At 30.3% G+C, this 13,090-nt stretch carries 8 protein-coding genes and 1 riboswitch; all 8 genes read right to left on the bottom strand.

Annotated features, from left to right (window positions below):
- Positions 1-73: 73 nt before the first annotated feature.
- The gene (locus tag CM240_RS02690; protein ID WP_044036228.1) at positions 74-718 is read right to left on the bottom strand and encodes a hypothetical protein; all 645 of its coding nucleotides are present in this window, start codon (positions 716-718) and stop codon (positions 74-76) included.
- Positions 719-847: 129 nt separating this feature from the next.
- Positions 848-2,140 carry an O-antigen ligase family protein gene (locus tag CM240_RS02685; protein ID WP_044036226.1) on the bottom strand — a complete coding sequence of 431 codons (1,293 nt, stop codon included), beginning with the start codon at positions 2,138-2,140 and terminating at the stop codon, positions 848-850.
- A 166-nt stretch (positions 2,141-2,306) separates the two neighbouring features.
- Entirely contained in the window at positions 2,307-3,470 is a 1,164-nt protein-coding gene (locus CM240_RS02680; protein WP_044036224.1) for a transglutaminase domain-containing protein, read from the bottom strand.
- A gap of 402 nt (positions 3,471-3,872) precedes the next feature.
- On the bottom strand, positions 3,873-4,490 hold the full coding sequence (locus CM240_RS02675) for a flavodoxin family protein (RefSeq protein ID WP_044036223.1): 618 nt from the start codon (positions 4,488-4,490) through the stop codon (positions 3,873-3,875).
- A gap of 22 nt (positions 4,491-4,512) precedes the next feature.
- On the bottom strand, positions 4,513-6,264 hold the full coding sequence (locus CM240_RS02670; RefSeq protein WP_044039681.1) for a 1-deoxy-D-xylulose-5-phosphate synthase: 1,752 nt from the start codon (positions 6,262-6,264) through the stop codon (positions 4,513-4,515).
- Positions 6,265-6,613: 349 nt separating this feature from the next.
- Entirely contained in the window at positions 6,614-8,155 is a 1,542-nt protein-coding gene (guaA, locus tag CM240_RS02665) for a glutamine-hydrolyzing GMP synthase (RefSeq protein ID WP_044036221.1), read from the bottom strand.
- Between the two features lie 22 nt (positions 8,156-8,177).
- On the bottom strand, positions 8,178-9,629 hold the full coding sequence (guaB, locus tag CM240_RS02660) for an IMP dehydrogenase (RefSeq protein WP_044036214.1): 1,452 nt from the start codon (positions 9,627-9,629) through the stop codon (positions 8,178-8,180).
- Positions 9,630-9,742: 113 nt separating this feature from the next.
- A riboswitch (purine riboswitch) is annotated at positions 9,743-9,840 on the bottom strand.
- 180 nt (positions 9,841-10,020) lie between these two features.
- Positions 10,021-13,077: a DUF5057 domain-containing protein gene (locus tag CM240_RS02655; RefSeq protein WP_044036212.1), complete on the bottom strand. Its 3,057-nt coding sequence runs from the start codon at positions 13,075-13,077 to the stop codon at positions 10,021-10,023.
- Positions 13,078-13,090: the final 13 nt, after the last annotated feature.

The following is a 13,090-nucleotide window of genomic DNA, read 5'->3' as shown; positions in this document are numbered from 1 at the left end:
CTTTAAAAATAAACTTCTTAAATCAATAAATAATATAAAAAAATTTGCGACTTTATTAAAAATCGCAAATTCTTTAGTAATTAAATAATTGTTCTATATCGTTACTATTTTTTATATTGTTCGAATCCCACATATATAAATAATTAAGTATAACTCCCTTTTTATATAATTTACTTGTTTCTAAATCTAAATTATATTTTTTATTATCTTCATAATTATCTCTATCTTTTTCATTAATAAAGTACACTGCTAGGGAATATTCTCCTAGGTTATTCTCTAAAAACATATTTTCTATTACTTTATATATTTTTTTTGATTCCTTCTCTTTATCAATGTTATTTTTACAAAATACATAATAAGTAAACTCTAAAGTCACATCCTCTGGATATGTTTTTATCATAGACTGAATATCCATTTCTCTATCATATTCACCTGGTGTAACTTTAAAATCAAAATAAAAATTTACATCTTCTTTGTATACTTCTTTTAATTTTTTCTCTATAACCTTTTTTCCTTCTTCATTCCATTTATATTTTAAATAATCATCTTTAAATGTTCCTATATCATCTTCACTCCATTTAACAGTAAATTGATGATTTTCATTTTTTTCTGGATATGCTGTAGCTAAATGGTATGTGCCTTTTTCTCCATTATCATGGATTTTAGATTCCTCAACTATAAATTTCTCTTCATACTTATTCTCTAAATAATTCTTCATTGCCTCCTGTACAGGATTTAACTTTTCTTCTTTAGCACCACCGCAGCCTATAAAATTAACACTAAAAATTATTGTAATAACTATAGCTATAATTTTATAGATATATATTTTTTTTATATTAATTCCTCCTTAACAGAATTTTTCTTTACTCATTACTCCGAAAAATATCCACACTACTGATGCCACAGATATTATACTTATATTGAAAAAACTTTGTGTAATAAATGCTACGAATACTAAAAGTAAAATTTTATACTGATCCTGTCTAATATTCTTTATTATATTCTTTAAAATCAATAATAAAAATATTAGATAAATGATTAATGTAGGTATTCCCATAGTTGCTGCTATCTGCAAAAATTCATTATGTGCTTTGTCTACAATAAATCCTAATTCCTTATAATCATCACCACATATCGCTGGCAATGCTTTATCTATAGTATCAGGGCCTGTTCCTAAAATCGGCTTTTCTTCTATAACCTTTATTACTAATTTCCATATTCCTATTCTACTTGATCCAGATTTTTCACTAAATGATGTAACATCTTTACCTAACAATCCTAATCTATTTGCAACTGCACCTTTAGATGTAAAATTTATAAATCCAAATATCATTATAAATGCTAAAGCTAACATAGCTAATCTTTTAAAATGTTCTTTATTTTTCTCTTTTATTAGTAGAGTTAAAAGTATAATTCCAGCAAATATAAAACCTACATATCCACTTCTCGTTAATGTACAAAGTAATGCACCATATATAAATAATGATGCTATGAAGCAATATTTATTTTTATAAAAAATATATCCCCCAATAGTTACTGGCAAAAATATAGAAAAATATGTAGAGACAAAATTCCTATTTCCGATAGTAGCTAGGTATTTTGGAAAAAGTATTTCATCACTTAACCCCTTTTTTATTCCTTCCGTTAGTTCTTTTCCAAAATAAGATTTTTGTCCCCAGATAGGGTCAAAACCATAAAATTGTATCAATGATAATATTGCTAATATAGTTACTAATGCTAATGTCATATTTAATGCTTTTTTATCTATAGAAAAATAATTTTTTGCGGCAAAAAATAATACTACATAAACTGATATCATTATTAAACCTTCATATCTTCCATGGGCACCTACTATAGATTGTTTTATATCCATAGAAAATACTGTTGATATACTAACCAGTGCTAAATATATCAACGCTATTTTAGATATTAAATCCATCTTTATCTTTTTCTCTTTTACAATGATAGTTAAACTAATAATTGATATTACAATCAAAAATATCCCTTTACCAAATTCTATACCTTTTCCTGATTCTTTCGTCACTATAAAAAAAGGTAACATCCATAATAATAAGTATATCAACGTATTTACTAACTTTTCTTTAGTAAACTCTTCTTCTAATTTTAAGTTTATTCTCATGTTTTCCCTCACCTAGAAAATTTAGTTGCATTTCTTTATATTATTATATATTTTTTACTTTAAAGTATCAATAAACTATTTTTACAACTTTTATCATATTTCTTAAGTTAAATAGTATTTAATTGTATAAAAAAGGAGAATGCCTATACTAAGCATCCCCTTCTCACTATTGAAATTCTTCTGGAATATAATAATCATCATCAATAGTCCTACTATTTACTTCAGCACTACCTTTAGACATAAGAAAATACTCATATTCTACACCATAATCTTGATCACCCCAGGTAGCATCCACATACTTTACTTCTCCATCCAATATTACTGAATTCCATGCATGTTCTTCTCCATCAGCAGTTCCAAATATAACCCAACATGGCAAATTGACTCTATCACATATAGCCTTAAAAGCAGTAGCATATCCTGTACATACAGTTTTTTCTCTTACTAAAGCTCCATAAGTCTGTCTATAAAGATTTAATTCTGACTCTAAATTTTCATTAGTTATTACATCTGCCATATCATCATCATAAATGACATCTTTACAAAGTACCTTGTATATCTCTCTATATTTTTCCTTATCACTTTTTCCATCAATATTTAATTTTGCAACAATATCATCTAATGATTTTGACACTTCTTCTTTAGCTTTTGCTGCATTATCATTACTTATATCTTCAACAGTAACTTCTAAAATATATTCGCCACTATCAACATCGCCATAAGTTAGATACATTCTCTCTACTGATGTTAATACCACATCTTCACAATCATTCCATGGAGCTGTCTCAAATAATGTTTGTAGATCATCAAAAGGAATAATATTATCTTTTACATATACCGTCATTGTTTCTGTCCCTGTCTCTACAGTATCAATAATATATTTCATAGTGTCTTTTTCATTGTTCACAACATACATATCTTTAAATGGTATTCTGTCATCTTTAAAATTAAATGTAGTCTCAATATATATTCCACTATCTTTAACATAGTAATTATATGTACAATCTTTAAGATAATAATTTATCTTTGGATCCTTCTCCATGAAACCATTCCATGAACTCTTAAACTCCTCTTCTGTTATTCCTGGATTATTAAAAAATATCTCCTTATTCTGCTTAGTATCAATAACTTCACTTATAAATTTTTCTACTACCTCTTCTGAATATACTTCTCGTTCTTCTACTACTGTTAAAAGTTCCGATATTTCATTTCTATACTTATATAAAGCCAATATACTTACTGCAACAATAACTATAAATATTACAGCTATTGTTATAAGAATTTTACTTAAAACACTTCCTTTTTTACTTTTACCCCTGAATTTTTCCATTTGCGCCCCCTTAATTTATTACTTACTTCAACTATAAATTTAAAAAGTTGTATGTAAATATTATACTATATTTACTTATAAATTATAATTTCATTTTTACTCATAATTCCAAACAAAATCCATACTATATACTCTAATCCCCTTAATTCCATATAATTTAATACTGCTTCTACTGTTTTTACAAAATATAATTTGTTCTATCTCAGCTTTCAACAATAGTATAAAAAAATTTTTTCTTGCTTTTGAAATGTCTACATATTACCGTATCTGAAACACCAATGCATAGTTAATCATACTTAATAAAATATACTTAATAAAAATAAGCCCTTGTAATATATTCATATAAACATATTGCAAAGGCTTTCCCTTTAAAAACATTTTTCGTTTTCTATCACAATTAATCTATCGTATGAAATGTGTAAAAATATGATTTTCCACTTCTGGCAATCCATATTTTTCTTTACCTAATGCAATACTCTTCATTAAAAATGCCATATTTCGTGCTAGAGTACGCATAGTCTGTAACCCCTCTTCATCCATTGATGCCTGCCCTGCTTCACGCCCATGAACACTATTCCAATACTGGCTAGATGCAACTGGCATTCCTGTTATAGTAAAGTATTTATTTAATTCATCAAATGTTGAAGAGCATCCTCCACGTCTTGCCACTGCAACACTTGCTCCTACTTTCATAGTTTTATCAAAATGAGTGCTGTAGAATAAACGATCAAGACAGGCAATCAATGTGGCATTTGCTGATGCATAATAAACAGGACTAGCAATTACAAGACCATCACAAGCTTCAAATTTGGGTGCAAGTTCATTAACCACATCATCAAATACACAAACTCCTCTTGTAGCACAAGTGCCACAAGCAATACATCCTCTTACATCTTTTTGTCCTATTTGAACAACTTCCACCTCAATCCCTATTTCTGTAAATACATTCTCCATTTCCTTTAAAGCAATAGATGTATTTCCATTTATACGTGGACTTCCATTTATCATTAATACTTTCATCTTCTTATATCCTCCAATCTAATTATACTCCAATATCTTCTAAAATCTGCTCTGGAGTTAAGTGGTTTTCTTTCAATACATCTTCTACAACATAGCGGTCAATGAATTCTTTTTTCAAACCATAGTTATACACTTTTACATCTGTTGGTCCAAAATAACGTGCAATCTTCTCTCCAAAACCACCATCTAAAATACCATCTTCTAATGTAATTACTTTCATGTGATTAGCCTGTAGTTTTTCTAAAAGTTCTACATCAAGTCCTGTAATATATCTTGGATTAATCAAAGTTGGTGCTATACCACTCTTTTCTTCAATTGCCTTTGCAACTTCTTCTCCAATCTGATAAAAATCTCCAAGGGCAAGAATAGCAATTTCGCTTCCTTCTCTATTCACTTGATACTGATTCAATCTACTATAATCTATATCTACTTTTAATCCATCAGCGTGAATAACACCGTTACATGGAGTACGAATCGCAACAGGATACTGATTCTGCTCAATACTCCAATCAAGCATTGCAAAATATTCTTCACTATTGGTTGGTGCTAAATATACAAGATTCGGAATGTTAGCCATCATTGCAATATCGTAGATTCCTAAATGCGTAACATCATTCATTCCATAAATAGAAGCAGTATTAACGATAATTGTTGCGGCATTACCATTTACACATAAATCCTGTGACAATTGATCATAGGTTCTTTGCATAAAACTAGAATGTGTTGCAAAGACTGGCTTTCCACCATTTTTTGCAATACCAGATGCAAATGCAATAGCATGTTCCTCTGCTATCCCTACATCTACAAACTGTTTCCCAGCTTCCTTACGCTTGTCTTCTGTGAACCCAATATTCGTTGGAACAGCTGCAACAATCGTAGTCACCTTTGGATCTGCTTTCATCTTTTTCATAAGAAAATCACAGGTCATGGTTGCATAATTTTCTCCTTCCATTACAAAGTTAGATTTGCCAGTTTCCACATCAAAAGGCATGCACCAGTGCCACTGTTCTTTATTATCCTCTGCAAGTTTGTAGCCTTTTCCCTTTTGTGTATTAATATGCACCACAATTGGATGATCTATATCCTTTACTTGATAAAAAGCCTCTATTAATTTCTCCAGATCATTGCCATCATCTACATATACATAATCAAGACCCATTGCCTTAAAAATATTACATTCGCAGGTACCATTGCTTTCTCTCAGTTCTTTAAGATTTTTATATAATCCACCATGATTTTCTGCAATAGACATATCATTATCATTAAAGATAAGAATAAAATTACTCTCTAACTCGGAAATAAAATTCACTCCTTCTAAAGCTTCGCCACCACTTAAAGAACCATCTCCAAGGATTGCAATTATATTTTCTTTATCTCCCTTTAAATCTCTAGCCTTTGCAAGACCAGAGGCAAGACTTACTGAAGTAGATGTATGACCTACATTAAAGAAATCATGATCACTTTCTTCTGGATTTGTATAACCTGATACATCTGTGAAATGTTCTTCATACAGATATGCATCTTTTCTACCTGTAAGCATTTTGTGAGGATAACTCTGGTGAGATACATCAAATACAAACTTATCTTTTGGAGACTCAAATACATAATGTAATGCAATTGTAGCCTCTACCATACCAAAATTAGGACCAAAATGTCCTCCTCTCTTGCTTAATCTATTCATAAGAGCATCTCTGATTTCTCCTGACAATAGCTTTAATTCTTCTCTAGACAATACTTTTACATCTTCAGGTCCGTTTATTTTCTCTAAATACATCTTCTTATTACCCCTTTTTCTTCTTTTTTCTTTACAATTATAAGTATCTAGTATAATATCAAATACTTCATATACTTCTTTAATTGTCTCTATTTTACATTCTAGAGTTAACTCCAAGTCAAGACTTTTTCTATTTTAATTTCATCAATTAGTACACCAAATGCTAGAACAGATAAAAATAATAAGATTTCTATTGCACTTCTATATGTATTCATACTCTATAATTTTCATATCCTCATAATACACTTACAATATAAAGCAAATAAAAATAAGAAATGGGGTTAATGCAGAATTTCTACATTAACCCCAGATAAATACCGGTATTAAGCCATTTATTAACTTATATCAACTATTCCCACTCAATAGTAGCTGGTGGTTTACTTGTTATATCATAAATAATTCTATTTACACCTTGAACTTCATTTACAATTCTTCTTGATACTAAGTCTAATACTTCATATGGTATTCTTGCCCATTCTGAAGTCATAGCATCAGAAGATGTTACAGCTCTTAATCCTACTGCATGGCAGTATGTTCTTTCATCACCCATAACTCCAACAGATTGAATGTTTGGTAGACAAGCAAAGTATTGCCATATTGATCCTTCAAGTCCAGCGTTAGCTATTTCTTCTCTAAAGATTGCATCAGCTTCTCTTACGATTTCTAGTTTTTCTTCTGTAACTTCACCAAGAACTCTTATAGCAAGACCTGGTCCTGGGAATGGCTGTCTCCATACTAAGTGATGTGGAATTCCAAGTTCTTCTCCAACTGCTCTTACTTCATCTTTAAATAATTCTCTTAAAGGTTCAATAAGTTCAAATTCCATATCTTCTGGAAGCCCACCAACGTTATGGTGACTCTTAATTGTCGCTGAAGTAGCTGTTCCACTTTCAACGATATCTGGATAAATTGTTCCTTGTACTAAGAAATCAATTTCTCCAAGCTTATTAGCTTCTTCTTCAAAAACTCTTATAAATTCTTCACCGATAATTTTTCTCTTCTTTTCTGGATCTGAAACGCCTTTAAGTTTTCCAAGGAATCTTTCTTGTGCATTAACTCTTATAAGATTCATATCAAATTGATTCTTAAAGATTTCTTCAACTTGATCACCTTCATCTTTTCTTAAAAGACCATGGTCAACAAATACACAAGTTAATTGATGTCCTATAGCTTTGTGTACTAATACTGCCGCTACTGAAGAATCAACTCCTCCAGAAAGAGCACATAATACTTTTCTATCTCCAACTAAATTCTTAATTTCTGCGATTTTTTCTTCAGCAAAAGAAGCCATAGACCAGTCTGCCTTTAATTCACATACATCAAATAAGAATTTTCCAAGCATATCAAATCCAAATGGAGTATGTTCTACTTCTGGGTGTAATTGTACTCCATAGATTTTTCTTTCATCATTTGCCATAGCTGCTACTGGACACTTACCAGTATGTGCTGTTACTCTAAATCCTGCTGGAACTTCTGATACATAGTCTGTATGACTCATCCAACATATATTTTCTTTATCCATTCCTTTAAATAAAGTTTCTTCTGTATTTAAAGTTATTTCAGTCTTACCATATTCACTAGTTCCCATATCTTCAGCACTTTGAACTTTTCCGCCTAGCATATGAGTTATTAATTGATGTCCGTAACAAATACCAAGTACAGGTACTCCCAAGTTAAATACTTCTGGATCTAATTTTGGAGTATCTTCTCCATAAACTGAGTTTGGTCCACCAGTAAGAATTATTCCTCTTGGATTTTTTTCTTTTATTTTTTCTGCAGTGTATGTGTAAGGTACTATTTCACAATAAACATTATGTTCTCTTACTCTTCTAGCAATAAGTTGATTATATTGACCACCAAAGTCAATAACTAATACTAATTGTCTTTCCATGGTTTCCTCCTATTATAATAGCTTAGTTTGTGCTATAATTTGGTGCTTCTTTTGTTATTTGAATATCATGTGGGTGACTTTCTCTAAGTCCTGCTGAACTTTGTACTACCATTGTAGCATTTTCATATAAATCTACTAAAGTCCTAGCTCCTAAATATCCCATACCAGATCTTATACCACCAATAATTTGGTAAATAGTTTCACATAGTGCTCCCTTAAATGGTACTCTTCCTTCTACTCCTTCTGGTACTAGCTTCTTATTTCCTTCTTGGAAATATCTGTCCTTTGATCCCTTATTCATAGCTGCAAGAGATCCCATTCCTCTATATACTTTGTAGCTTCTTCCTTGATAAATTTCAACTTCACCTGGAGCCTCTTCACAACCAGCAAACATAGATCCCATCATACAAACCTTTGCTCCTGCAGCTAAAGCCTTAACCATATCTCCAGAGTATTTAATTCCACCGTCTGCAATTACTGGAATTCCATATTCGTTAGCTACTTCCACACAATCCATAACTGCTGTTAATTGAGGTACACCTACACCAGCAACTACTCTTGTTGTACAAATAGAACCAGGTCCTATACCAACCTTAATACAATCTGCTCCAGCTTCTATAAGATCCTTTGTTGCAGCAGCTGTAGCTACGTTTCCTGCTATTATTTGCATGTCAGGATATACTTCTTTAATTTTTCTTACAGCTTCTAAAACTCCTGCTGAATGTCCATGTGCTGTATCTAAAGTTATTACATCAACTTCTACTTCATAAAGAGCCTTAACTCTTTCCATCATATCGCCAGTAACACCTACTGCAGCTCCGCATAAAAGTCTTCCTTTTTCATCTTTTGCAGCATTTGGATATGTCTTAACTTTCTCTATATCCTTTATTGTTATTAATCCTTTTAAATTGTTATTTTCGTCAACTAAAGGTAATTTTTCAATCTTATGCTTCTTTAAAATTTCTTTTGCTTCCTCTACAGTTGTCCCTTCTGGTGCTGTAATTAACTCACTCTTTGTCATTACATCTCCAATTTTAGTATTGTAGTTTTCTTCAAAAAGAATATCTCTATTTGTAAGAATTCCTATTAATTTTCCATCCTCTGTTACAGGAACACCAGAAATTCTATATTTACTCATAAGATCTAACGCATCTTGAATTTTGTGGTCCTTACTTAAAGAGAAAGGATTTGTTATAACTCCATTTTCTTGTCTCTTTACTCTATCTACTTCTAATGCTTGAGCTTCAATAGACATATTTTTATGGATAATTCCTATTCCACCTTCTCTAGCAATAGCGATAGCCATTTTAGATTCTGTTACAGTATCCATACCTGCACTCATAATAGGGATATTTAATTTTATCTTCTTCGTTAAGTTTGTACCTAAAGTTACCTCCTTTGGTAACACTTCTGACTTGTTAGGGACTAGTAATACATCATCAAATGTATAACCTTTTTTTAAAATTTTAGCCATCTTTCAATACATCCTTTCATTATTTAAATTAAATTTCCCCGAAGACAAGATTATACTAGAACTTTATCTTCTGATATCCAGGACAAAAAATAAAAAACACTCCGGGAAGGATGCGTCTTTGCACCTTCGCCCGTAGTCAGAAATTATCGGTTTCTGGTAGAGACTTCTTGCCATATTCAAGATATATACGAGGAATGATTTTTTTATTTCATTTTATTAAATTTTCCGACATACAACTTTCAATTAGTTATGTTTATAATATTTTATTAATTTTTAAGGTTCATGTCAAGGTTTGCCACTACATAATTTCTGTATAATTTTATTATTTTTATTCTATAATTTGTATTTAATAAAGAGTATCCCCCATTTTACTAGAAGATACTCTTTATTATTAATATAAATCTGGTTGTTTTACTATAGTTATTTTAGCATCAGCTGAAGTATCTGCTCCGTCGATACTAACAGTGTTATTTAATACTACACCTTCTCCGCTATAATTAGGCATAAGCCCAGTATATTTTATTAATATAGTATCATTTTTTGAAACACTACTATCATTTATACTTCCTGTTATAATAGTTGAACCTATATCTAATCCAATAGTTTTTACCTCAATTAGCTTACTTCCTACAATTTTATATGCTCTAACGTTATTAATGTTTGTAATGCTACTATCTACAACTATCTTAAATTTATCATCACTACTCTTATACTGATATTTAATACCAAACGTTCCATAAGTTCCTCCTACTAAAGAAATACTTTGTCTTATTGCATCTCCTTCATCAGGATGGTCAAAACTATAATCATCAAACAATCCATGAATTAAATTATACTCATGTGGTGGTTCAATTGGATCTGTAATTTTAAATATCTTAGTTATACAGTTTGCCTCTGCATCTCTATCGTCCTTACCTTTAATTATAACTTGTATTTCTGTTATTTTGCTATTATCTCCGTTATAATTATCTTTTGATATAGTATAATCTACATTTGCACCAGATTTAACCTTGAAAGAAGATTCTAATAAATCAATTTGTTTCCAGGATGATTTATCATTTTCTCTAACCTCTACAGTCATTGTCACAGTAATATTATCACCAATATCTATGTCATTTGGAATTACTCTAATATCCAAATCATCTTCCCTTTTTATTTCATCTACCTGATAGATATTTTTGTACTCATCATTAACATAAACCTGAGCATTCAATACTGGTGCATGATTACAAGCTCTATCAGCTTTAATTATTGTATTAACAAATAATTCTAATTCCTCATCACTAAAGTTACTAGCATGACCAGTTCCAGAATAAGTTATATTTCCTTTAGAATAGGTATAATAATAATCCCTTGCATTGTAATAGTTAAAATCATTTGCTTTTCCGCCTAAATTACCTATAGCAGCATCATTACAATTAGCAACTTGACTAGGATCCAATGTATACCAAGGTACTACATCTTCATCTTCCAAATTTAATTGATACCATTGGTTATGTGTCATGGCTACGGGCATACTTTTTTTATTAGATAAATCATATGGATAGCTAGTTATTGAACCTTTATTTAATAAATTTACTGCTGTATTTATAACCTTATATGGTTGATTTTCAATTCTTCCTTGATTTGCCTTATTACCACCTATAATAAAACCATTATTTCTTCTTACCCTCTCCAATATAGGAGTAGTATATCCACAACTATATACTTCAGTATTTCCTAAAGTGCTCTTCAAAGCATCATGAACCTTAATTTCATCATGAGGGATATTGGTATCTTGGCTTTCAAATTTCTCTACTTCTCCCTTACTATTATATATCGGTACAAATGTCGCATAAATATTCTTTTCCTCACCATTTCTCATAGGGTCTATATATCTAGCTTGACCAATATAATCTCTAAAAAATTGTGCTAATCTTTTAGGACCTGTAACTGACTCATTAATGTTTCCAGCTGATTCGATATTTATTGGCATAGTATCATGAGTAAACATTACACTTTTTCCCTTTTGTACAAACTCCTTCAATTTATTAACCATATTTTCATCTAAATCAGATGAGCCACCATAAGTATCGGCAAATCCAAATATTATCATCGTATAACTCTCGTCTATTTTTCCTATCTTATTTACATCTGAAACAGATTTAACATCTATAGATATATTGTAGCTATTTAAAAATTCACTTCCATTACTAGAAAGATATTTTTGCATTCTTTCATTAGTTTGTATATTTAATAATGTTTTATTATCTGGAGTTATTTGTAAAACTTTTATATTTTTCTTATTAGAATAATTAGTATAAACAACATTCCCTGTTACATATGTTTTAGTCCTTATATTATTTTCTACATCTTCTTTGGGAATATATCCATCCTTCAGTGTACTAACTTCTATTTTCCAATCTAGTTGACCTACAAAAGAATCTGTCATTTCATATACAACATCACAAGTAACAAATCCATTTTCTATGATTCCATAAGTACTATATACTAAATCCGTACCCTTAAATAAAGTATCTCCATTAAAATCTAAGTATAAATCAACCTTTACTTTATCTCCATCTTTTACAGCATTACCAGTATTAATAGTAACTTTACCATTAATTTTTCTATCACTTTCTACAGAAGTACTCTTAACTTTACTAGGCATTCCTTCGACAGCAACTTCCGGCTTAACATTTTCTTCTTTTACTACATCATCATCAAAATACTTATCTACTATATTTTGTACTGTAATATCACTATTATTAAGTTTTAAAACATTACTTTCTGAAACATCCCTGAAGTTACTTACTAACTTTGTCTCATTAAGATCACCTGTAAAAATAGCATTATCTAAAACTATTAATTGACCTGAATCCTTCATTGCTAGAATTTCTTTAGCTCTCTTATTAGTAATATCATTTTCACTATAATACTCTACATAAGTTTTTCCGTTATATATATCAGAAGTTTTTATACCATTTCTAATTCTATAGCTATCTGGTGTACCTTCCCCATAAGCATTTCTAAACCCCTCTGGTATCGGAATACCGGTTTTATCATCACTGCTACTAGTATCAAACATATCATATGGAGTGGCTGGATTAGTATAATCACTGTCTTTTCCTGAAACAGTATTTCTTGTAATAACTACAGCGTCATACTTACCATTCAATTGATCTACTTGTCCTATAAATTGTGGCATTGACACTGAAGTTACATTAGCAGTTACATATCTTTCGCTACCTTTATATTGAGTCTTCACTTTTCCACTTGGAGTAGTTAATTTAGTATCATTTCCTGGATTTATTACTAAAATATTTAATTTATCTTTGCTTTCCTTTAATGGATTTATAGCTGCCTTATACCTTACACCACTAAAAACAATAGTAAAAAATAAAGTTAATATAACTATAATAGATATTATCTTTTTTCTTTTTCCTAGGAAACTCTTAATATATGTCATTTCACTCCCTCCT

Source organism: Clostridium bornimense, from assembly GCF_000577895.1.
GTDB classification, from domain to species: domain Bacteria; phylum Bacillota; class Clostridia; order Clostridiales; family Clostridiaceae; genus Clostridium_AN; species Clostridium_AN bornimense.
The sequence above is the reverse complement of the archived record's forward strand: the minus strand, read 5'-3'. Positions and strand labels throughout refer to the sequence as shown.

Excerpts from the sequence above, each read along its gene's own strand:
- CM240_RS02655 (WP_044036212.1), bottom strand. The coding sequence starts at position 13,077 with ATGACATATATTAAGAGTTTCCTAGGAAAAAGAAAAAAGATAATATCT.
- CM240_RS02675 (WP_044036223.1), bottom strand. The coding sequence starts at position 4,490 with ATGAAAGTATTAATGATAAATGGAAGTCCACGTATAAATGGAAATACA.
- CM240_RS02690 (WP_044036228.1), bottom strand. The coding sequence starts at position 718 with ATGAAGAATTATTTAGAGAATAAGTATGAAGAGAAATTTATAGTTGAG.
- guaA (WP_044036221.1), bottom strand. The coding sequence starts at position 8,155 with ATGGAAAGACAATTAGTATTAGTTATTGACTTTGGTGGTCAATATAAT.
- CM240_RS02685 (WP_044036226.1), bottom strand. The coding sequence starts at position 2,140 with ATGAGAATAAACTTAAAATTAGAAGAAGAGTTTACTAAAGAAAAGTTA.
- CM240_RS02670 (WP_044039681.1), bottom strand. The coding sequence starts at position 6,264 with ATGTATTTAGAGAAAATAAACGGACCTGAAGATGTAAAAGTATTGTCT.
- CM240_RS02680 (WP_044036224.1), bottom strand. The coding sequence starts at position 3,470 with ATGGAAAAATTCAGGGGTAAAAGTAAAAAAGGAAGTGTTTTAAGTAAA.
- guaB (WP_044036214.1), bottom strand. The coding sequence starts at position 9,629 with ATGGCTAAAATTTTAAAAAAAGGTTATACATTTGATGATGTATTACTA.